General features: G+C 71.1%; 21 protein-coding genes. 13 read left to right on the forward strand and 8 right to left on the reverse strand.

What is annotated here, in order from left to right; all coding sequences use genetic code 11:
* Positions 1–13 precede the first annotated feature (13 nt).
* Positions 14–466, reverse strand: a complete 453-nt coding sequence (gene mce / locus IF00_RS0123620; RefSeq protein ID WP_030321133.1) for a methylmalonyl-CoA epimerase — start codon at positions 464–466, stop codon at positions 14–16.
* A 137-nt stretch (positions 467–603) separates the two neighbouring features.
* On the opposite strand from mce, the gene IF00_RS0123625 reads away from it, so the two are divergent.
* Complete coding sequence (locus IF00_RS0123625; protein WP_030321135.1) at positions 604–1,806, forward strand: acetyl-CoA C-acetyltransferase; 1,203 nt, start codon at positions 604–606, stop codon at positions 1,804–1,806.
* Positions 1,807–1,841: 35 nt separating this feature from the next.
* Positions 1,842–2,798, forward strand: a complete 957-nt coding sequence (gene meaB, locus IF00_RS0123630) for a methylmalonyl Co-A mutase-associated GTPase MeaB (protein ID WP_030321136.1) — start codon at positions 1,842–1,844, stop codon at positions 2,796–2,798.
* A 108-nt stretch (positions 2,799–2,906) separates the two neighbouring features.
* On the opposite strand, the gene IF00_RS0123635 is transcribed toward meaB, so the two are convergent.
* The 4 genes from IF00_RS0123635 to IF00_RS0123650 all read right to left on the reverse strand — a co-directional run bounded on the left by IF00_RS0123635 (position 2,907) and on the right by IF00_RS0123650 (position 5,537).
* Positions 2,907–3,383: a MarR family winged helix-turn-helix transcriptional regulator gene (locus IF00_RS0123635; RefSeq protein ID WP_030321138.1), complete on the reverse strand. Its 477-nt coding sequence runs from the start codon at positions 3,381–3,383 to the stop codon at positions 2,907–2,909.
* An 83-nt stretch (positions 3,384–3,466) separates the two neighbouring features.
* A complete protein-coding gene (locus IF00_RS0123640) occupies positions 3,467–4,225 on the reverse strand; it encodes an AIM24 family protein (protein WP_388306623.1) in 759 nt (252 codons plus the stop codon).
* A gap of 23 nt (positions 4,226–4,248) precedes the next feature.
* The gene (locus IF00_RS0123645) at positions 4,249–4,899 is read right to left on the reverse strand and encodes an AIM24 family protein (RefSeq protein ID WP_030321147.1); all 651 of its coding nucleotides are present in this window, start codon (positions 4,897–4,899) and stop codon (positions 4,249–4,251) included.
* Positions 4,899–5,537 (reverse strand): AIM24 family protein, encoded by a 639-nt coding sequence (locus IF00_RS0123650; protein ID WP_030321149.1) that lies wholly within the window; start codon positions 5,535–5,537, stop codon positions 4,899–4,901. Before IF00_RS0123650 ends, IF00_RS0123645 begins: the two co-directional genes overlap by 1 nt.
* 107 nt (positions 5,538–5,644) lie before the next feature.
* Here IF00_RS0123650 and IF00_RS0123655 point away from each other — a divergent pair, with 107 nt between their 5' ends.
* The 7 genes from IF00_RS0123655 (at position 5,645) to glxA (ending at position 12,513) form a co-directional block, all read left to right on the forward strand.
* Complete coding sequence (locus IF00_RS0123655) at positions 5,645–5,998, forward strand: DUF3817 domain-containing protein (RefSeq protein WP_030321150.1); 354 nt, start codon at positions 5,645–5,647, stop codon at positions 5,996–5,998.
* Positions 5,995–6,291 (forward strand): MTH1187 family thiamine-binding protein, encoded by a 297-nt coding sequence (locus IF00_RS0123660; RefSeq protein ID WP_030321151.1) that lies wholly within the window; start codon positions 5,995–5,997, stop codon positions 6,289–6,291. Before IF00_RS0123655 ends, IF00_RS0123660 begins: the two co-directional genes overlap by 4 nt.
* 170 nt (positions 6,292–6,461) lie before the next feature.
* Positions 6,462–7,232 carry a hypothetical protein gene (locus tag IF00_RS0123665; RefSeq protein WP_030321152.1) on the forward strand — a complete coding sequence of 257 codons (771 nt, stop codon included), beginning with the start codon at positions 6,462–6,464 and terminating at the stop codon, positions 7,230–7,232.
* Positions 7,229–7,912: a DUF4166 domain-containing protein gene (locus IF00_RS0123670; protein ID WP_030321158.1), complete on the forward strand. Its 684-nt coding sequence runs from the start codon at positions 7,229–7,231 to the stop codon at positions 7,910–7,912. The genes IF00_RS0123665 and IF00_RS0123670 overlap by 4 nt, the downstream gene beginning before the upstream one ends.
* Positions 7,909–8,601, forward strand: a complete 693-nt coding sequence (locus IF00_RS0123675; protein ID WP_030321160.1) for a TetR/AcrR family transcriptional regulator — start codon at positions 7,909–7,911, stop codon at positions 8,599–8,601. Before IF00_RS0123670 ends, IF00_RS0123675 begins: the two co-directional genes overlap by 4 nt.
* A 90-nt stretch (positions 8,602–8,691) precedes the next feature.
* A complete protein-coding gene (locus IF00_RS0123680; protein ID WP_030321162.1) occupies positions 8,692–10,515 on the forward strand; it encodes a glycosyltransferase family 2 protein in 1,824 nt (607 codons plus the stop codon).
* Between the two features lie 3 nt (positions 10,516–10,518).
* Positions 10,519–12,513 carry a radical copper oxidase GlxA gene (glxA, locus tag IF00_RS0123685; RefSeq protein ID WP_030321164.1) on the forward strand — a complete coding sequence of 665 codons (1,995 nt, stop codon included), beginning with the start codon at positions 10,519–10,521 and terminating at the stop codon, positions 12,511–12,513.
* Here the strand turns inward: glxA and IF00_RS0123690 are convergent.
* Together IF00_RS0123690 and IF00_RS0123695 are read right to left on the reverse strand one after the other, a co-directional pair.
* On the reverse strand, positions 12,510–13,526 hold the full coding sequence (locus IF00_RS0123690) for a glycoside hydrolase family 6 protein (RefSeq protein WP_030321166.1): 1,017 nt from the start codon (positions 13,524–13,526) through the stop codon (positions 12,510–12,512). The two genes, glxA and IF00_RS0123690, sit on opposite strands and share 4 nt — an antisense overlap.
* Positions 13,527–13,605: 79 nt before the next feature.
* Positions 13,606–14,598 (reverse strand): ArsR/SmtB family transcription factor, encoded by a 993-nt coding sequence (locus tag IF00_RS0123695; RefSeq protein ID WP_030321169.1) that lies wholly within the window; start codon positions 14,596–14,598, stop codon positions 13,606–13,608.
* Positions 14,599–14,680: 82 nt separating this feature from the next.
* Here IF00_RS0123695 and IF00_RS0123700 point away from each other — a divergent pair, with 82 nt between their 5' ends.
* From IF00_RS0123700 to icmA, 4 genes are all read left to right on the forward strand, one after another.
* Positions 14,681–16,018 carry an MFS transporter gene (locus IF00_RS0123700; protein WP_078944821.1) on the forward strand — a complete coding sequence of 446 codons (1,338 nt, stop codon included), beginning with the start codon at positions 14,681–14,683 and terminating at the stop codon, positions 16,016–16,018.
* A 20-nt stretch (positions 16,019–16,038) separates the two neighbouring features.
* On the forward strand, positions 16,039–16,548 hold the full coding sequence (locus IF00_RS0123705; protein ID WP_030321172.1) for a MarR family winged helix-turn-helix transcriptional regulator: 510 nt from the start codon (positions 16,039–16,041) through the stop codon (positions 16,546–16,548).
* Between the two features lie 65 nt (positions 16,549–16,613).
* Positions 16,614–16,946, forward strand: coding sequence for a DUF3817 domain-containing protein (locus IF00_RS0123710; RefSeq protein ID WP_030321174.1), 333 nt, complete (start codon positions 16,614–16,616; stop codon positions 16,944–16,946).
* A gap of 72 nt (positions 16,947–17,018) precedes the next feature.
* Positions 17,019–18,719, forward strand: a complete 1,701-nt coding sequence (gene icmA, locus IF00_RS0123715) for a coenzyme B12-dependent isobutyryl-CoA mutase large subunit (protein ID WP_030321176.1) — start codon at positions 17,019–17,021, stop codon at positions 18,717–18,719.
* 92 nt (positions 18,720–18,811) lie between these two features.
* Here the strand turns inward: icmA and IF00_RS0123720 are convergent, their stop codons facing one another.
* Complete coding sequence (locus tag IF00_RS0123720; RefSeq protein WP_030321178.1) at positions 18,812–19,444, reverse strand: TetR/AcrR family transcriptional regulator; 633 nt, start codon at positions 19,442–19,444, stop codon at positions 18,812–18,814.
* Positions 19,445–19,551: the final 107 nt, after the last annotated feature.

The raw sequence follows: 19,551 nt of genomic DNA on the forward strand, positions 1-19,551 counted from the left end.
AGGAATCCGGTGGTCAGTGCTCCGCTGAGGAGTGGTCAGCCGACGGCTCTGCCGAGGTGACCAGTTCCGTGAGTACGCCGTGGCAGTCCTTGGGGTGCAGGAAGGTGATCCGGGAGCCCATGGAGCCGATCCGCGGCTGGTCGTAGAGGACCCGGACGCCCTTGGAACGGATGTCCTCGGCGTCTCCGTCGACGTCCGCCGTGCCGAAGGCGATGTGGTGCACGCCCTCGCCGTTCTTGGCGAGCCACTTGCCCACCGCCGAGTCCTCCCGGGTCGGCTCCAGGAGCTGGAGGTACGAGGCCCCGCCGTCCGAGGTTTCGTTGATCTTGAGCATGGCCTCGCGGACGCCCTGCTCCTCGTTGACCTCGGAGTGGAAGACCTCGAAACCGTACGTGGCACGGTAGAACTCGACAGTCTTGTCCAGGTCGAAACAGGCGATCCCGATGTGGTCGATTCGCGTCAGCATGCCTCCAGTGCAGCGCCGTCGCGGTGGTTACGCAACGTGCGCGCCGTCACACCGACCGGCCGGTGACCCGGCGGTCCGCCGCTCAGTACATTGGCGGTAAACCCTCGTTCACTTCTCATCCCTAGGGGCCGTGCCTCATGTCTGGAACGACCGGTACCACCTCAGTGATCGTCGCGGGCGCCCGCACGCCCATGGGTCGCCTGCTCGGCTCGCTCAAGTCCTTCTCGGGCGCCGAGCTCGGCGGCTTCGCCATCAAGGCCGCGCTCGACCGGGCCGGCATCGGCGGCGACCAGGTCCAGTACGTGATCATGGGCCAGGTGCTCCAGGCGGGCGCCGGCCAGATCCCCGCCCGCCAGGCCGCGGTCAAGGCCGGCATCCCCATGAACGTCCCCGCGCTCACCATCAACAAGGTGTGTCTGTCGGGTCTCGACGCCATCGCGCTCGCCGACCAGCTGATCCGCGCGGGTGAGTTCGACGTGGTCGTCGCCGGCGGCCAGGAGTCGATGACCAACGCGCCGCACCTGCTGCCGAAGTCCCGCGAGGGCTTCAAGTACGGCGCCATCGAGATGCTCGACGCCATGGCGTACGACGGTCTCACCGACGCCTTCGAGAACATCGCCATGGGCGAGTCCACCGAGAAGCACAACAGCCGCCTGGGCATCCAGCGCCCCGAGCAGGACGAGATCGCCGCCCTCTCGCACCAGCGCGCCGCCGCCGCCCAGAAGAACGGCATCTTCGAGGCCGAGATCACCCCGGTCGAGATCCCGCAGCGCAAGGGCGAGCCGGTCGTCTTCTCCAAGGACGAGGGCATCCGCGCGGAGACCACCGTCGAGTCCCTCGGCAAGCTCCGCCCCGCCTTCGCCAAGGACGGCACCATCACCGCCGGCACCTCCTCGCAGATCTCCGACGGCGCCGCCGCCGTCGTGGTGATGAGCAAGGCCAAGGCCGAGGAGCTGGGCCTCGAGTGGATCGCCGAGATCGGCGCCCACGGCAATGTGGCGGGCCCGGACAACTCGCTGCAGTCGCAGCCGTCCAACGCGATCCTGCACGCCCTCAAGAAGGACGGCCTGACCGTCGACGACCTCGACCTGATCGAGATCAACGAGGCCTTCGCCGCGGTCGCCGTGCAGTCAATGAAGGACCTCGGCGTTACCCCCGAGAAGGTGAACGTCAACGGTGGCGCCATCGCGCTGGGCCACCCGATCGGCATGTCCGGCGCCCGCGTGGTGCTGCACCTGGCCCTGGAGCTCAAGCGGCGCGGCGGCGGCATCGGCGCGGCCGCCCTGTGCGGCGGCGGCGGTCAGGGAGACGCGCTGATCGTCCGCGTCGCCGGCAAGTAAGTCACCTCGGCAAGGTCGGGCAAGGAGCTCTGCACATGCTGGACGTCCCCGCTCTGGTCACCCAGGCACGGGAGGGCAGGCCGCGCGCCGTGGCCCGGCTGATCTCGCTCGTGGAGGGGGCGTCCCCGCAGCTGCGCGAGGTCATGGCGACGCTGGCGCCGCTCACCGGCGGCGCGTACGTGGTGGGCCTGACCGGCTCGCCCGGCGTCGGCAAGTCCACGTCGACGTCCGCCCTGGTCTCCGCCTACCGGCGGGCGGGCAGGCGGGTCGGCGTCCTGGCCGTCGACCCGTCCTCGCCGTTCAGCGGCGGGGCGCTCCTCGGCGACCGGGTCCGGATGTCGGAGCACGCCTCCGACCCGGGCGTCTACATCCGCTCGATGGCGACCCGCGGTCACCTGGGCGGTCTCGCCTGGTCCGCCCCGCAGGCCATCCGCGTCCTGGACGCGGCCGGCTGCGAGGTGATCCTCGTGGAGACCGTGGGCGTCGGGCAGTCGGAGGTCGAGATCGCCTCCCAGGCCGACACCTCGGTCGTGCTGCTCGCGCCGGGCATGGGCGACGGGATCCAGGCCGCGAAGGCGGGCATCCTGGAGATCGGCGACGTGTACGTGGTGAACAAGGCGGACCGGGACGGCGCGGACGCCACGGCCCGCGAGCTCAACCACATGCTGGGCCTGGGCGAGGCACGCGGCCCCGGCGACTGGCGGCCGCCGATCGTCAAGACGGTCGCGGCGCGCGGCGAGGGCATCGACGAGGTCGTGGAGGCCCTGGAGAAGCACCGCGCATGGATGGAGGAGCACGGGGTCCTGGCGGAGCGCCGCAGGGCCCGTGCCGCGCGCGAGGTCGAGACCATCGCGGTCACGGCCCTGCGGGAGCGGATCGGCGATCTGCACGGCGACCGGCGCCTGGACGCGCTCGCGGAGCGGATCGTGGCGGGCGACCTCGACCCGTACGCGGCCTCGGACGAGCTGGTCGCGAGCCTGACGGGCAACTGAGCGGCGTACGGCTCCGCGGGTACGGAGAAGGGCCCCACCGGGACGACCGGTGGGGCCCTTCTCCGTCAGGTCCGCCGAATCCGTCAGGTCGGCGGGCCGCGGCCGCCGCTACGGCTTGCCGCGCCGGCCGCGCAACTGGTCCGCGACCGGCTTCAGGGACTCGCGCAGGTCGCCGAGCGCGCCCGGGCCGATCTGGTCGATGAAGTGCTTGCGCACCGACTCGACGTGGTGCGGGGCGACCTTGTGCATGGTCTCCATGCCCGCGTCGGTCAGTACGGCGTACAGTCCGCGGCGGTCGGACTCGCAGTTCTCGCGCCGGACGAGTCCGGCGTTCTCCATGCGGGTGATCTGGTGCGAGAGCCGGCTCTTCGACTGGAGCGTGGCCGCGGCCAGATCGCTCATGCGCAGCCGCCGTTCGGCCGACTCCGAGAGGTTCACGAGGATCTCGTAGTCGTTCATCGTCAGTCCGAAGGGCTGGAGGTCCCGCTCCAGCTGGTACGTCAGCATCCTCTGGACGTCCAGGAATGTGCGCCACGCACACTGCTCGGCGTCGGTGAGCCACGGGGTGGCGGTCTCGGTCTCCATATATGGATTCTACCTAAGAAGTTGAATACTTGACGAAGTCTGGGAGCGTGCGTTCGAAGACGTCACCCTCCGCAGACTACCGCTCACAGACCGAAGCGACGCTGGAGGTCGCCGAGCTGGCCGGGAAGGCGCGGTACCGAGCCTTGCACAGACTGGCCGGAACCGGGCGATCCGTGACCGCCGGGTACACCCGGCTGGGCCGGTGGGCCGCCGATCGCGCGGTCCGCCATCAGGATCTCCGTCGACTGCAGGAGGACCGTGCCCGCCCCCACGAACTCGAACTGGTGCTCCTCGCCCGAGGTGCCGCCGATGCCCGTCAGCGCGCGGACGCCGCCCATCACACCCGTCATGTAGCCGTGGTCGTAGTGGTGGCACGGCGACGGGCAGTCCGCCCAGCCGACCAGAGCCTGCGGGTCCACCCGCATCGGCGGCTCCATGAAGACCACCGGGCCGTTCGAGGCGGCCACGAACTTGCCCGTGCCGATCAGCGTCACGAAGCCCGGCACGATCGACTGCTTCAGCGCGAGCGTCGGCTGGTAGGCGAGCAGATTGCCGGAACGGATCGTCAGATTGCCCTCGTCCAGGTCGAACGAGTTCACGTCGAAGGCCCGGTCCGCCAGCAGCATCTTCCCGCTGCCCTCGGCCACCACCCAGTCGCTCGCGTGCAGCGGCGAGTGGAACGACGTCCGGACCAGACGGTCCAGCCGCCCGTGCCCGATGCCGTTGAACTCGATCCGCCCGTAGTAGGCGATCATCTTGCCCTTCTGCAGGAACCACTGGGAGCCCTTGAGCTCCACGCAGAAGGTGTACGCGTTCACGTTGTCGTCCGACGGCAGGGTCATCGGGTCGTGGATCACGGGACCGGTCACAGCTTTTCCTCCGAGGCCTGCACGTACACCGCACCACTGCCGCTCAGCTCCAGCTGGAACGCCTCGCCCGAGCCGCGCCCCACCATGTCGCGCCAGCCGAGCGCGGTGGAGAGCTTGTTCCGTACGTCGCCGTGGTGGGCCACGTACGCCTGCGGGTCCACATGGACCGGGCGGCCCGGGGTGATCGGCAGCTCGATGACGCCGCCGTGCGCCATGACGGCCACCGCGCCGTGGCCCTTCAGGGTGGTGGTGAAGAGGCCCTGGCCGGTCACCTGGCCGCGGACCATGCCCATCACCCCGCCCTGCGAGCCCATGAACATGGTGCCCTGCTCCAGGGTGCCGTCGAAGGCGAGGAGCCGGTCGGCCTCCACGTACAGGGTGTCGCCGGTCAGTCCGATCACCTGGATGTGGTGACCGCCGTGCCCGAACATCACCGTGCCGTTGCCCTCGACGGTCATCAGCGGCGTCGCCTCGCCGGCCACCCGGCGGCCGATCATCGACATCACGCCGCCCTGACCGCCCGCCGTGTTCGGCGTGAAAGTGACGTCGCCGCGGTACGCGAGCATCGCGCCGCGCTGGCTGAACATCCGCTGTCCGGGGATGACGGTCGCCTCGACCATCTTCGAGTTGATCTCGCGGAACGGCATCAGACGTCGCCCCCGATCGTGTTCCGCTCGCTCGGCTGGACGTACACGAGGCCGTCCCCCTCGAAGCGGATCTGGAAGGCCTCGCCGCCGCCCTCGCCCATGAAGGTGCGGAAGGTCACACCGGACTGGAAGTGCTGCTGGAGGTTGCCCTGGTGCGCGATGTACGCGCCGGGGTCGACCTGGAGCGGGTACTGCGGGGTCACCCGCAGCACCACCGCGGGACCGTCGGACATGATCGCGGCCTGGCCGGTGCCCTCGACGGTCGTGGTGAAGAGGCCGTTGCCGGTGGCCCCGCCGCGCAGGCCCGTGAAGGTGGTGCCCGTGCGCAGCCCCGCGTCGGTGCAGAGCAGATTGCTCGCCTCGACCCAGAGCTTGTCGCCGTGGAGCGAGACGAGGTTGATCTCGGAGGCCCGGTCGGCGAACCAGCAGGTCCCCTGGCCGCGTACCTCCATCACCTCCATCTGCTCACCCGTGAGCCGACGGGTGACCATGCCGCGCAGGCCCTCACCGCCGCCGCTCATCTTCTTGAACGCCATCTGGCCGTCGTAGGCGACCATCGAGCCGTTCTTCGCCTTGACGGCGTCGCCGGTCATGGAGACGGCGAGCACCTTGCTGCCTTGGAGTCGGAACGTTGCCACCCGCTGAAGGTACTGGGGACCCGGATAAAGAGACAGCAAAGTCGGCGTGCACAATGGACGGGCCCTTGTGCATCCGTTCACAAGATCGAACGAAGGTGACCCCCTCCGTGGACATCAAGACCGCTTCCTCCCTCCACCGACTCCGGCTCGTCTCCGCGCCGGAGGCCGTCTCGTTCCTGCTCCTGCTGGTCTGCTCGGTGCTGAAGCGGACGACGGACTTCAACGCGGTGCCGGTCATGGGCGCGATCCACGGCGTGCTGTTCGTCCTCTACGTCCTGTTCTGGCTGGACGCCTGGAACCGGACCAAGTGGAGCTTCGGGACCGCCGCCCTCTACTTCGTCCTCTCCGTGCTGCCCCTGGGCGGCTTCTACGCCGAGCGCAGGCTCAAGCGCGAGGCCGAGAACGCGGTCATCGCCTCCCGCGCCCGCGCCGCGGCCGCCGAAGGCGCGGTGAAGGCGTGATCGTCGCGTTCTCGGTCACCCCGCTGGGCGTGGGGGAGGAGGTCGGCGAGTACGTCGCCGACGCCGTCCGGGTCGTCCGCGAGTCCGGCCTCCCCCATCGCACCGACGCGATGTTCACCTCCGTCGAGGGCGACGACTGGGACCAGGTCATGGACGTCGTGAAGCGCGCGGTCGCCGCCGTGGAGGCGCGGGCCCCGCGCGTCTCGGTGGTCATGAAGGTCGACATCCGTCCCGGTGTCACGGACGGTCTGCACAGCAAGGTCGCCACGGTGGAGCGGTACCTGGAGGGCTGAGGCCCCGCCCTCCTCCGTATGCGAGAAAGCCCCTGGTCCCGGTTCGGGACCGGGGGCTTCGTCGTGCCGGAGGATCCGTCTTGAGCGACTGCTCAAAATCGGCTACCTTCAGCCCGGGGGCAGTTTTGAGCAGTCGCTCAAAACGCCGTACGAGCCGGGAGAGCAACCCCATGGGCCTCTACATCGAGACACAGGTCCGCGCGGACCTGGAGACGCTCTGGGAGCGCACGCAGGAACCCGGCCGCCATCAGCGGTGGGACCTGCGGTTCACGGAGATCGCGTACCTCCCGCGTGCCGAGGGCGAACCCCGGCACTTCCGGTACGCGACACGCGTCCTGCCCTTCCTGGTCGTCGCCGGCACCGGTGTCTCCGCGGGGGAGCGCCACCGGGCCGGCGGCGACCGGGTCTCCGCACTCCGGTTCGCCTCGCCGCACCCGCTCTCGCTCCTCGCCGAGGGCAGCGGCTACTGGCGCTACATCCCCACCCCGGACGGCGTCCGCTTCCTCACCGGCTACGACTACCGGCCGCGCTGGGGCCGTCTCGGCCGCCTCGCCGACCGGCTCGTCTTCCGGCCCCTCATGGGCTGGGCCACCGCCTGGTCCTTCGACCGGCTGCGGCTCTGGTGCGAGCGGGGCGTCACCCCCGAGCGCGCGCTCGTCCACTGGCTCCTCGAACTCGCCGCCCGCGTCCTCCTCGTGGCCGTGCCCCCGACGCTCGCCTCGCTGCCGCTCGGGCCGCTCTCGCCCGGCGCCGTGCCGCTCACCGTCCTCGGGCTCGCCCTCGCCACGCTCGTACCGCCCTCGCCGCGTACGCCCGCCGCCCGGCGCTGTCTGCGCACCCCGCCCGCCCGCACGCGGGAGCCCCGTCTCCTCGCGACCCTGGAGGCGACCGGGGAGCCCGCCCCGAAGCCCGCACCCGAGCCCGCCCTGGAGCAGTCGTGACCTCGATCTTCCGTACGGCCATGGGAGACGCGGCCTTCGAGCGCCTGCACCCCGAGCTCCAGCGGCGCTTCTCCGTCGGGCTCGCGAGCGGAGAGCTGTGCGTCGGCCGGGGTGTCATGGACCGGATCTGGCACGGCCGGGCCCTGGTGAAGCCGTTCCTCGCGATCGGCGGGCTGCGGAACATCCTGCTGCCCCGCACCGGCCGCGACGTGCCCTTCACCATCGAGAACGTGCCGTACACGGACTCGTACGGGCGTGAGACCGTCACCTTCGTCCGGACCTTCGCCCTGCCCGGCGGGCCCCGGCGCTTCGACGCCACCATGGTCCACAGCCCCGAGCGGGACTGCGTCCTCGATTACCTCGGCACCCACCAGCACCTCGCCAGCGATCTGCACATGTCCGCCGAGCCGGACGGCTCGCTCCTCATCCGCTCCGGCGAACACCGCTTCCGCGAGGGTCCGTTGGACGTGCGCGTCCCCGAACTGATCGGCGGCCGGGCCGAGGTGCGCGAGTCCTTCGACGAGCGCACCGGCCGCTTCCGCATCAAGGTCCGGGTGGACAACAGGTACGTCGGTCCCGTCTTCGGCTACGAGGGTTCGTTCGCGGCCGAGTACATGGACCTACGATCCCGGGGGGTGCGCGCGGGGCTGCGCCCGGTGCGCGAGGAGGTACGGGCATGAGCGGGGAAGTGAAGGACCGGAGGACGGGGGAGTCCCGGGCGCAGGACGCGCGCAGCCAGGAGACCCGGGAGAAGCTGCTCGCGGGCGCCCTGCGGACCCTCGTCGAGCAGGGCATCACCAAGGCCTCCGCCCGCGCCATCGCGGCCACCGCGGGTGTGAACCAGGCCCTCGTCTTCTATCACTTCGGGTCCGTCGACGAACTGCTCGCCGAGGCCTGCCGGCACGGCGCCGAGCAGCGGGTCGCCCGGCACCGCGAGCGGCTCGCCCAGGTCGGCAGCCTCACCGAGCTGCTCGCCTTCGGGCGCGAGCTGCACGAGGAGGAGCGGGAGGCCGGTCATGTCGCCTTCCTCGGGCAGCTGCTCGCCGGCGCGCAGGCCCACCCCCGGCTGGTGCCGGCCACGGCAGCCGGTCTCGACCTGTGGATCACCGAAATCGAGCAGGTGCTCGTCCGGGTCCTGGCGGGGACCCCGCTCGCCGAGTTCACCGACCCCGCCGGGCTCGCCCGCGCGGTCGGCGCCTCCTTCGTCGGCCTCGAACTGTACGAGGGCGTCGACCCGGCGGGCGCGGAGGCGGCCTTCGCGGCCCTGGAGCAGCTGGGTGCCCTGATGGCCGCTGTGGAGGAGCTGAACCCGGTCGCCCGAAAGGCCGTCACGTACACGCTCCGGCGGCAGAGCGGCCGTACGCGCTAGACCAACCCACTCGGACTACTCCAGTCGACACACCGAACGTTTGCCCCTTTCGTTGGGGTATCGACCTGTTCGACGACAGCTGGAGGCACCGTGCGGCCGGGAGCCTACGACTACGACACCTACAGCCGACTCGCCGGCCCGCTCACGGAACCGGACCCCGAGACCTACACGGTGCAGTACCGCAGTCTCCTCTCGAAGGAGCCGCACCGAATACGGGCCGTCCTCCTGATGAGCCTCGCGCCGGTCCTCTCGGCGCTGCTCCTCGCCTACCTCGTCTGGCCCGGCCACCGGACCGTCCGAGAAGGCGGCGACCGCCTCCTCGTCCACCTCGACACCGTGATGCTCGTGTCGATCGGGCTCATCTGCCTCTTCATGCTGGTGAACGTCACGGCGATCGCCCACGCCACCATGGTCGCCCGCGACCCGATACCCGTGTACGCCGAGAAGGGCACCCGCGTCGCCTTCCTCACCACCCACGTCCCGGGCAAGGAGCCGCTCGCCATGGTCCGCGGCACCCTGGAGGGCGCCACCCGGCTGCGGCACGACGGCCTCCTCGACGTCTGGCTCCTCGACGAGGGCGACTCCGCAGAGGCCAGGGCGCTCTGCGCCGAACTGGGCGTACACCACTTCACCCGGGCCGGCGTCCCCGAGTGGAACCGCAGGAAGGGGGTCCACAAGGCGAGGACCAAGCACGGCAACTACAACGCCTGGCTCGCCGTGCACGGCGACGCGTACGACTACTTCGCCTCCGTCGACACCGACCACGTCCCGCTCCCCGACTTCCTGGAGCGGATGCTCGGCTACTTCCGGGACCCCGACATCGCCTTCGTCGTCGGACCGCAGGTGTACGGCAACTACACCGACATCGTCACCAAGGCCGCCGAGTCCCAGCAGTTCCTCTTCCACGCCCTCATCCAGCGCGCCGGGAACCGCTACCACGCGCCCATGTTCGTCGGCACGAACAACGTCGTCCGGATCTCCGCCCTCCAGCAGATCGGCGGCCTGTACGACTCGATCACCGAGGACATGGCCACCGGCTTCGAACTGCACCGCAGGAAGAACCCGCGCACCGGCCGCTACTGGCGCTCCGTCTACACCCCCGACGTCCTCGCCGTCGGCGAGGGCCCGGCCTCCTGGACGGACTTCTTCGCCCAGCAGCTCCGCTGGTCCCGGGGCACGTACGAGACGATCGTCAAGCAGTACTGGAAAGCACCCTTCCGCACCCCTCCGGGCCGCTTCCTCAACTACACCCTGATGCTCGTCTACTACCCGATGACCGCGGTCAACTGGCTCCTCGGCATCCTCAGCGGCGTCCTGTACCTCTGGTTCGGCGCCTCCGGCACCCAGGTCTCCACCTCGGTGTGGCTGATGATCTACAGCGACGCCGTCGCCCTCCAGATCGGCCTCTACCTCTGGAACCGGCGGCACAACGTCTCGCCCCACGAACCCGAGGGCTCCGGCGGACTCGCCGGCATGGCGATGTCCGCGGTCTCCGCCCCGATCTACCTCACGTCCCTCGGCTCGGCGATCCTCCGCACCCGCGGCCGTTTCGTCGTCACGCCCAAGGGCGGCGAGGCCAGCCCCGACCGGATCCTGACCTTCCGTATCCACCTCTTCTGGGCGGTGGTCCTCATCGTCTCGCTCGCCGCCTCCGTCCACTTCGGACACACCCACGTGGCCATGCGCACCTGGGCACTCCTCGCCCTGGTCATCGCGCTCGCCCCGATCACCCTCTGGGCGTGCACGGCCCTCGGGAGACGGCGCGCGCGGCGCGTCCGCGCGCTCGCCCGTGCCCGCGTCCGGGCCCGCGGTCCCGCCGGCGCCCGCGAAGGGGGCGAGGTCGTCACGGCGGCCGCCGCCCCGCCGCCGACCGCGCCCGTCACCCCCGCCCCCACGACGACGGGAGGGAACTGAGCCATGGCCCACCGACCGTCGAAGAAGTTCAAGAAGACCCTGCTCGGCAGCGCGGCGGTCCTGGTCCTCGCGGCGCTCAACGCCCCCGCCGCCGTCTCCTTCGCCGAGGAGAAGTACCACGCGTACAAGATCGCCCAGCCCGGCTACCAGCGGCGGTTCGGCTCCTGGGCCGAGGTCGCGGTCCCCGGCCAGTACCGGATCAACGCCATCCACGCCGCCCTGCTGCACACCGGCAAGGTGCTGCTGATCGCCGGCTCGGGCAACAGCCAGAAGAACTTCGACGCGGGGACCTTCGAGACCATCCTCTGGGACCCCGTCAGGAACACCTTCAAGAAGATCCCCACCCCCGTGGACTTCTTCTGCTCCGGCCACACCCAGCTTCCGGACGGCCGTCTCCTCGTCGCCGGCGGCACCGCGCGGTACGAGATCCTCGACGGCGAGGTCAAGAAGGCCGGCGGCGGTATGCGGGTCAAGAACGAGAGTCCCGACAGGGCGATCACCCTCAAGAAGGGCACCGTCTTCCGGTCGCCGTCCGGGGTCGAGTACGTCTCCAAGTCCGACGTCACCGTCCCCAAGGCCAAGCGCGAATTCGAGATCTCGTACTCCGAGAGCGGCCGGATGAAGCCGTGGAAGACCAAGGTCACCGCCGCGGAGGTCCGGGTCTTCGTCGAGGCCCGCAAGGAGGGCCCGCAGGCGCTCACCACCGAGGCCGCGCAGTACGAGGTCGTCGGCCTCAAGGGCGACGCCGCCGACGACGTCTACGGCCTCGCGCAGAAGCTCACCACCGAGAAGCAGGACTTCCAGGGCATCAAGGGCGCCTACGAGTTCGACCCGAAGGCCGAGAAGTACATCCCGGTCGCCCCCATGAAGGACGCCCGCTGGTACCCCACGCTCGTCACCCTCGGAGACGGCAAGGTCCTCGCCGTCTCCGGACTCAACGACGTCGGAGACGTCGTACCCGGCGACAACGAGATCTACGACCCCGAGACCAAGACGTGGTCCAAGGGGCCCTTCCGCTACTTCCCCACCTACCCCTCCCTCTTCCTCACCCAGGGCGGCAAGCTCCTCTACACCGGTTCCAACGCCGGATACGGCCCCGCCGAGAAGGGCCGCGCACCGGGCCTGTGGGACCTGAGGAAGAACTCCTTCACCAAGCTCGGCGGGCTCACCGACCCCGACCAGCTGGAGACCTCCGCCTCCCTGATCCTGCCCCCCGCGCAGAACCAGAAGGTCATGGTCCTCGGCGGCGGCGGGGTCGGCGAGTCGTCCAGGTCGACCGCCCGCACCTCGATCATCGACGTGTCCGAGGACAGCCCCGTCTTCACCGACGGGCCGGCGCTCCCGCAGGGCACCCGCTACCTCAGCAGCGTCCTGCTGCCCGACGACACCGTCTTCACCACCGGCGGCTCCGAGGACTACCGGGGCCGCGGCGGCAGCGACATCCTCAAGGCGCAGTTCTACGACCCGAGGAGCAACGCCTTCACCGCCGCAGCCGCACCCACCGTCGGCCGCAACTACCACTCCGAGGCGCTGCTGCTGCCCGACGGCCGGGTCGCCACCTTCGGATCCGACCCGCTCTTCGGCGACAAGGACAACACCAGGCTCGGCACCTTCGAGCAGCGCGTCGAGGTCTTCACCCCGCCCTACCTCCACAAAGCCGGTGCCGACCGGCCCGTCCTGGGAGAGGGCCCGCAGGAGCTCGACCAGAACGGCCGCGCCACCTTCAAGACGAAGGACGCCGGCCGGATCGTCAGGGCCCGGCTCATGCGGCCCAGCGCCGTCACCCACACCACCGACGTCGAACAGCGCTCGGTGGAAGTCGGCCTGACGAGGAGCCAGAACGGGACGACGGTCACCGTGGACGTACCGGAGGACCGGACCCTCGTACCGCCCGGCTGGTACATGCTCTTCGTCACCGACGAGAACGGCATCCCGTCCGAGGCGAAGTGGATCCAGGTCGGCGACCGACCCCCGGTGAGCGGCCCCCGGCCGGGCTAGCCCTTCGCCCTGCGCGCCAGGCCCAGGGCGTAGTCCGGCCACCACGTACCGGCGGCCGGGCCGCCCCGGCACTGGCCGTCCGAGTCGCCGGGGCGCTTGATCCACAGATACGCGTCGACCAGCTCGTCCCCGGTCCGGTCCGTCGGCGGTACGCCGAGGGCCCGGCCGGGCGGATTGCACCAGGCCTCGGCCCGGTCGCCCGGGAGGGGGCCGTCGCCGTTGCGGCTGGTGTCCACGGCGAAGTGGGTGCCGCCGAGCAGCTCCGACAGCCTCGCGCCGAAGGCCCTCACCGTGTCGTTGGTCTCGAAGTTGGACACGTTCAGCGCGAAGCCGTCCGCGCGGGCCACGCCCGCCCGGCGCATCGGCTCCGCCAGCTTGCGCGGGTCGTCGATCCAGGCCGGGTTGCCCGCGTCCAGGTAGACCCGCGTACGGGGCTGCCGCTTGAACCGGTCGATCGCCTCGGCGAGCAGCCGGTACCGCTCGTCGTGGTACTGGGCCGGGGTGCAGCCGTCCACGATGTGCGGCACCGCGTCCGGCTCCAGGACGACGATCGCCGAGGAGTCCCCGAGCGCGGACGCGAAGGAGTCGATCCAGGTCCGGTAGGCCTGCGCGTCGTGGGAACCGCCCGCCGAGTACATACCGCAGTCGCGGTGCGGGATGTTGTACGCGACGAACACGGCCGTACGGTTCTCCGCCGCGGCTCCCCGTACCGCGCGGCTGATCTCCGGCACCGGATCGTCCCCGGCCGGCCAGTCCGCGACCGGGCGGTCCGCGATCCGCTTCAGGATCCTCGCGTCCTCGGTCCTGCCCTGCGCCTCGTACTGACGCACCTGCCGGGCCGCATCGCTGTCCGGGTCGACCCAGAACGGCGAGCCGCTCGCGGGGGCCACGGTCTCCCCGCGCGTGGACGGCGGACCGACGGGGCCCTCGTGGGGCTCGTCCTCGCCGCACCCGGTCAGGAGCAGCGCGGAGACGAGGGCCAGGGCGACGGCGGTGACGGTGCGGCGGGACATCCGGCCCCCAGGGTCGGGTACGGCGAGCACGGCGCTTCGTACGGACGACGGGACAATCCGGGCCATCGTGGCATGTCGGTCAGCCGGTTCCGGGCTGTGACACCGCGATCCCCAGCGGGGTCCGCTCGTACAGCACCTGGTGGCCGTACCGCCGCGAGGTCAGCAGCCCCGCGTCCCGCAGCACCGCGAGGTGCGCGGAGACGGTGGAGGGGGCCCGGCCGAGGAGATGGGAGAGCGCCGTCGTCCCCATCGGCTCGGCGAGCGCGCACAGGACGTCCGCCCGCACCGGGCCGAGGAGTCGCCCGAGGGCCTCCGGCGTACGGTCCCCGGACTCGGACCACAGCCCGCCGATCCCGCGGGCCGGATAGACCACCGTCGGCTGCCACGGCGGATCGAAACCGCTCACCACGTCCGGCCAGGTGAACACCGACGGCATCAGGACGAGCCCCTGCCCGTCCAGCGGACGGATGTGCTCACCGTGGTACGCGACCTCGAGCGTGGCCGTCCCCGCGTCCCACGCGAAGGCCGGATGCAGTTCGTCCAGGAGCCGTTCGAGCCCTCCCTCCGCGAGCCGCCGCGAGTGGTACGCCACGTCCGCCTCCAGGAGCGCCCGCAGTCGTGGCCAGTCCGGGGCGATCAGCGCCTCCCACGCGGCCCGGAGCAGCTCCGCGAGCCGCAGCACCGCCCCGGCGGGATCCGCGAGCAGCCGCCGCCCCTCGGCCGTCCCGGCCGCCCCCGGGGTGTCCGCGAGCGCCCGCTCGAAGTCGTCCAGGACCAGCGCCGGATCGGTCTCCCGGACCGCGGCGATCTCGTCCTCGAACGCGGCGGCGGGCCCCAGCGGCGGCGGATAGAGGAAGTCCGGACTGTGCCCGTGCAGCGGCATCAGCAGATGCAGCGGCCCGAGGTCGAGCTCCCGCGCGGCGGACGCGATCCGCCGCATCCACGGCAGGTGGTAGCCCTGTTTGCCGGGCCGGGCGAGGACCCGCACGGCGGAGTGGGTCTCCCAGAGAGGGGAGATCGCGAACCGGATCCGCAGCGGGTCGGCCTCGCCGAAACGCAGGTGGTACGGCACAGGCCCTCCTGGCCGGAAGGGAAGATTCGTCTGAGCCCGAAAGTCTAGGGCTCATCCCGCCGCCGACGGCACGCTGCGTGCCATGCCGAAGCACGACGACCCCACCACCGCGCTGCCCGGGACCGGACCGGAGCCGACCACCCCCGCGCCCCCGCCCCTGCCCGGCCCCGCCCCCTCCCTCGCCGGCCACGGATACCGGGCCGTCTTCCGGGTGCGGGAGTTCCGGGTCGTCTTCGTGGCGCATCTGTTCTCGCTGCTCGGAGTCGTCGTCAGCGAGCTCGCGCTCACCGTGCTCGTCTACGACCTCACCCGCTCCCCGCTCCTCTCCTCCCTCACCTTCGCCCTCGGTTTCCTCCCGTACCTCGTCGGCGGCACCCTGCTGGCCGGGCTCACCGACCGGTTCCCGCCCCGCCGCATCCTCGTCGTCTGCGACCTCTTCTGCGCCGGCTGCGTCGCGCTCATGGTCGTCCCCGCCACCCCCGTCGCCTTCCTGCTCGCGCTGCGGTGCGCCATCGCCGTCGTCTCGCCCGTCTTCAACGGCACCCGCATGGCGACCCTCGCCGACATCCTCGGCGAGGGCGACCTCTTCGTCCTCGGCCGCTCCCTGCTGCGGATCGTCTCCCAGAGCGCCCTCCTCACCGGCTTCGCCGTCGGCGGCGTGCTGCTCACCGTCGTCCCGCCGCGCGGTGCGCTCGCCGTCACCGCCATCACCTTCCTCGTCTCGGCGCTGCTGCTCAGGCTCGGCACCGTCCGCCGCCCCGCCCGGGCGTCCGGATCCGCGGACAGCGGGCTGTCCGGTACCTGGGCGGTGCTGCGGAACCGGCGGGTGCGGGCCCTGATGCTGATGTTCTGGGTGCCGCCGCTCTTCGCCGTCGTCCCCGAGGCGCTCGCCGCCCCGTACGCCGATCAGATCGGCGTCTCCACCGCCGCGCTCGGCCTCCTCATGTGCGCGCTGCCCGTCGGCACCATCGCGGGCGAGCTGTTCGCCGGGTCCTTCCTCGGCCCGGCCACCCGCTCCCGCATCGTGCTGCCGCTTGCCGTGACCGGCGTCCTGCCCTATCTGCTGTACGCCCCCGAGCCCGGCGTGCCCCTCGCGGCCGCCGCCCTCTTCCTGGCGGGCGCCACCGGGGCGTACACCCTCGGTCTCGACGCCTGGTTCGTCGCCGCCGTCCCCGAGGAGCAGCGGGGGAGGGCCATGACCCTGATGACCGCGGGCATGATGACCGTCCAGGGCGTCGGCATGGCGGGGGCCGGGATCGCCGCCGAGTTCGCCCCCGTGCACGCGGTCGTCGCGGGTACGGGCGTCCTCGGTACGGTCTGCCTCCTCGTGGCCGCCGCCGAGCTGCGGGCGGCCGGGGCGACAGGGGCGGCCCGGAGCGGTCGGGGACCGAAAGGCGAGACGGGGCTGACCGGCATATGACCAGTCGGTAGGGTCGAGGCGTGCCGAAGCCGCTCAGTCTCCCCTTCGACCCCATCGCCCGCGCCGACGAACTCTGGCAGAAGCGCTGGGGCCCGGTCCCCTCGATGGCCGCGATCACCTCGATCATGCGCGCCCACCAGATCCTCCTCGCGGAGGTCGACGCCGTCGTGAAGCCGTACGGGCTGACCTTCGCGCGGTACGAGGCCCTGGTGCTGCTCACCTTCTCGAAGGCCGGCGAGCTGCCGATGTCCAAGATCGGCGAGCGGCTGATGGTCCACCCCACGTCCGTGACGAACACGGTGGACCGGCTCGTGAGGTCCGGTCTCGTCGACAAGCGGCCGAACCCGAACGACGGCCGCGGAACCCTCGCCTCCATCACCGAGAAGGGCCGCGAGGTGGTCGAGGCGGCCACCCGCGACCTGATGGAGATGGAGTTCGGGCTCGGCGCGTACGACGCGGAGGAGTGCGCCGAGATCTTCGCGATGCTGCGTCCGCTGCGGGTCGCGGCGGACGACTTCGAGGAGAAATAGGCGCCCGCACGGCGAGGGCCGACCCGCGCGAAGATCGCCCGGAACGTGCCGTTACGCTCGACGGCATGAAATCCAGCGTGCTGACCCGTTACCGCGTCATGGCGTACATCACCGCCGTCATGCTGCTCGTGCTGTGCACCTGCATGGTCTTCAAGTACGGGTTCGACATGGGCGAGGACGTGACCTTCGCGGTCTCCCAGGCCCACGGTGTCCTCTACATCATCTACCTCGTCTTCGCCTTCGACCTGGGCTCCAAGGCCCGCTGGCCGTTCGGGAAGCTGCTCTGGGTCCTGGTCTCGGGCACCATCCCCTTCGCCGCGTTCTTCGTCGAGCGCAAGGTCGTCGCCGAGACGCTGCCGCTGATCGGCGGCGCGCGACCGGAGCCGGTCAAGGCCTGACACGGACCCCCGCACTGATGTGCGGGGGTTTCCCGTCGACACTTACTAGGACGTCCTAGTAAATTTGAAGGCATGGACGCTGACGCCATCGAGGAAGGCCGCCGTCGCTGGCAGGCCCGTTACGACAAGGCCCGCAAGCGGGAGGCCGACTTCACCACGCTCTCCGGCGACGCAGTCGAGCCCGTCTACGGGCCCCGCCCCGGAGACACCTACGAGGGCTTCGAACGCATCGGCTGGCCCGGCGAGTACCCGTACACCCGGGGGCTCCACGCGACCGGCTACCGGGGCCGGACGTGGACCATCCGCCAGTTCGCCGGCTTCGGCAACGCCGAGCAGACCAACGAGCGCTACAAGATGATCCTGGCCGCCGGCGGCGGCGGCCTCTCCGTCGCCTTCGACATGCCCACCCTCATGGGCCGCGACTCCGACGACCCCCGCGCCCTCGGTGAGGTCGGCCACTGCGGTGTCGCCATCGACTCCGCCGCCGACATGGAGGTCCTCTTCAAGGACATCCCGCTCGGCGACGTCACCACCTCGATGACGATCTCCGGCCCCGCCGTGCCCGTCTTCTGCATGTACCTGGTCGCCGCCGAGCGACAGGGAGCCGACCCGGCCGTGCTCAACGGCACGCTCCAGACCGACATCTTCAAGGAGTACATCGCGCAGAAGGAGTGGCTCTTCGAGCCCGAGCCCCATCTGCGTCTCATCGGCGACCTGATGGAGCACTGCGCGCAGGGCATCCCCGCGTACAAGCCGCTCTCCGTCTCCGGCTACCACATCCGCGAGGCCGGGGCGACGGCCGCGCAGGAGCTCGCGTACACCCTCGCCGACGGCTTCGGCTACGTGGAGCTCGGCCTCAGCCGCGGCCTCGACGTGGACGTCTTCGCCCCCGGTCTGTCCTTCTTCTTCGACGCCCACCTCGACTTCTTCGAGGAGATCGCCAAGTTCCGCGCCGCCCGCCGGATCTGGGCGCGCTGGATGAAGGAGGTGTACGGCGCCACGACCGACAAGGCCCAGTGGCTCCGCTTCCACACCCAGACCGCCGGTGTCTCCCTCACCGCCCAGCAGCCGTACAACAACGTCGTGCGGACCGCCGTGGAGGCCCTCTCCGCCGTCCTCGGCGGCACCAACTCCCTCCACACCAACGCCCTCGACGAGACCCTCGCGCTCCCCAGCGAGCAGGCCGCCGAGATCGCGCTCCGCACCCAGCAGGTGCTGATGGAGGAGACCGGCGTCGCCAACGTCGCCGACCCGCTGGGCGGCTCCTGGTACGTCGAGCAGCTCACCGACCGCATCGAGGCCGACGCCGAGAAGATCTTCGACCAGATCAAGGAGCGCGGCCGCCGTGCCCACCCGGACGGTCGGCACCCGATCGGGCCGATCACCTCCGGCATCCTGCGCGGCATCGAGGACGGCTGGTTCACCGGCGAGATCGCCGAGTCCGCCTTCCAGTACCAGCGGTCCCTGGAGAAGGGCGACAAGCGGGTCGTCGGCGTCAACGTCCACCACGGCTCCGTCACCGGCGACCTGGAGATCCTCCGGGTCAGCCACGAGGTCGAGTGGGAGCAGGTCCGGGTCCTCGGCGAGCGCAAGGAGCGCCGCGACGACGCCGAGGTCCGCGCCTCGATCGACGCCATGCTGGCGGCCGCCCGCGACGGCTCGAACATGATCGCCCCGATGCTGGACGCCGTCCGCGCCGAGGCCACCCTCGGCGAGATCTGCAACGCGCTGCGGGACGAGTGGGGCGTCTACACGGAGCCCCCGGGCTTCTGACCCGTCTCCCCGCCTCGCGCGCCGGCCATGTCGCGCGTCACGCGTCAGGGGCGGCACGGGAACTCCCGTACCGCCCCTGACCCGTGCGTGTCTCAGCCGCCGGCGGCCGACGCCGCTCCCAGACCGCCCACCAGGAGCGCCGAGAGCCGCGCCACCCACGGTTCGTCGACCGGCTCCGCGCTCACCAGCGCGCGGTGCACCACGGCGCCCGCGATCACGTCGAAGATCAGGTCGTCGGTGGCGTCCACCGCGACCGGGTCCCGGTCCGCCGGGAGTTCACCGCGCCGCTGTGCCCGCATCCGGCCCTCCAGGACGAGCCGCTTCTGCCGGTCGACGATCGAGGCCCGTATGCGTTCGCGCAGCGGCTCGTCGCGGGTCGACTCGGCCACCACCGCCATCAGGGCGGTCTTGGTCTCGGGGCGTTCGAGGAGGGCGGCGAACTGGAGGACGACGTTCTCGATGTCGGCCTGGAGGGAACCCAGGTCGGGCAGTTCGAGTTCATCGAAGAGGACGGCGACGGCGTCGACCACGAGCTCGCTCTTGTTGGCCCAGCGGCGGTACAGGGTCGTCTTGGCCACCCCGGCCCTGCCGGCCACGTCCCCCATCGTGAGCTTGGACCAACCCAGCTCTACCAGGGCCGCGCGGGTCGCCTCAAGGATGGCCGTGTCGGCCTCGGTGGAGCGGGGGCGTCCGGTACGGCTGCTGCGGTTGGTGCGGCTACACATGGACGTCGACCATACCCGCCGGTAGGTAGTGCGCCAGAGGGGCGGCGTGTGAGGCAGTTCACCGTGCGGATCCGGCCCGCGCCCTCCCCTCGGCTCACCCGGGAGAG

The sequence above is a fragment of the Streptomyces flavochromogenes genome, assembly GCF_000717595.1.
Lineage (GTDB): Bacteria > Actinomycetota > Actinomycetes > Streptomycetales > Streptomycetaceae > Streptomyces > Streptomyces flavochromogenes.

Coding starts and splice junctions, on each gene's coding strand:
- mce (WP_030321133.1), bottom strand. CDS start 466: ATGCTGACGCGAATCGACCACATCGGGATCGCCTGTTTCGACCTGGAC.
- IF00_RS0123625 (WP_030321135.1), top strand. CDS start 604: ATGTCTGGAACGACCGGTACCACCTCAGTGATCGTCGCGGGCGCCCGC.
- meaB (WP_030321136.1), top strand. CDS start 1,842: ATGCTGGACGTCCCCGCTCTGGTCACCCAGGCACGGGAGGGCAGGCCG.
- IF00_RS0123635 (WP_030321138.1), bottom strand. CDS start 3,383: ATGGAGACCGAGACCGCCACCCCGTGGCTCACCGACGCCGAGCAGTGT.
- IF00_RS0123640 (WP_388306623.1), bottom strand. CDS start 4,225: ATGACCCTGCCGTCGGACGACAACGTGAACGCGTACACCTTCTGCGTG.
- IF00_RS0123645 (WP_030321147.1), bottom strand. CDS start 4,899: ATGCCGTTCCGCGAGATCAACTCGAAGATGGTCGAGGCGACCGTCATC.
- IF00_RS0123665 (WP_030321152.1), top strand. CDS start 6,462: ATGGGCCTCTACATCGAGACACAGGTCCGCGCGGACCTGGAGACGCTC.
- IF00_RS0123675 (WP_030321160.1), top strand. CDS start 7,909: ATGAGCGGGGAAGTGAAGGACCGGAGGACGGGGGAGTCCCGGGCGCAG.
- glxA (WP_030321164.1), top strand. CDS start 10,519: ATGGCCCACCGACCGTCGAAGAAGTTCAAGAAGACCCTGCTCGGCAGC.
- IF00_RS0123690 (WP_030321166.1), bottom strand. CDS start 13,526: ATGTCCCGCCGCACCGTCACCGCCGTCGCCCTGGCCCTCGTCTCCGCG.
- IF00_RS0123700 (WP_078944821.1), top strand. CDS start 14,681: ATGCCGAAGCACGACGACCCCACCACCGCGCTGCCCGGGACCGGACCG.
- IF00_RS0123710 (WP_030321174.1), top strand. CDS start 16,614: ATGAAATCCAGCGTGCTGACCCGTTACCGCGTCATGGCGTACATCACC.
- icmA (WP_030321176.1), top strand. CDS start 17,019: ATGGACGCTGACGCCATCGAGGAAGGCCGCCGTCGCTGGCAGGCCCGT.
- IF00_RS0123720 (WP_030321178.1), bottom strand. CDS start 19,444: ATGTGTAGCCGCACCAACCGCAGCAGCCGTACCGGACGCCCCCGCTCC.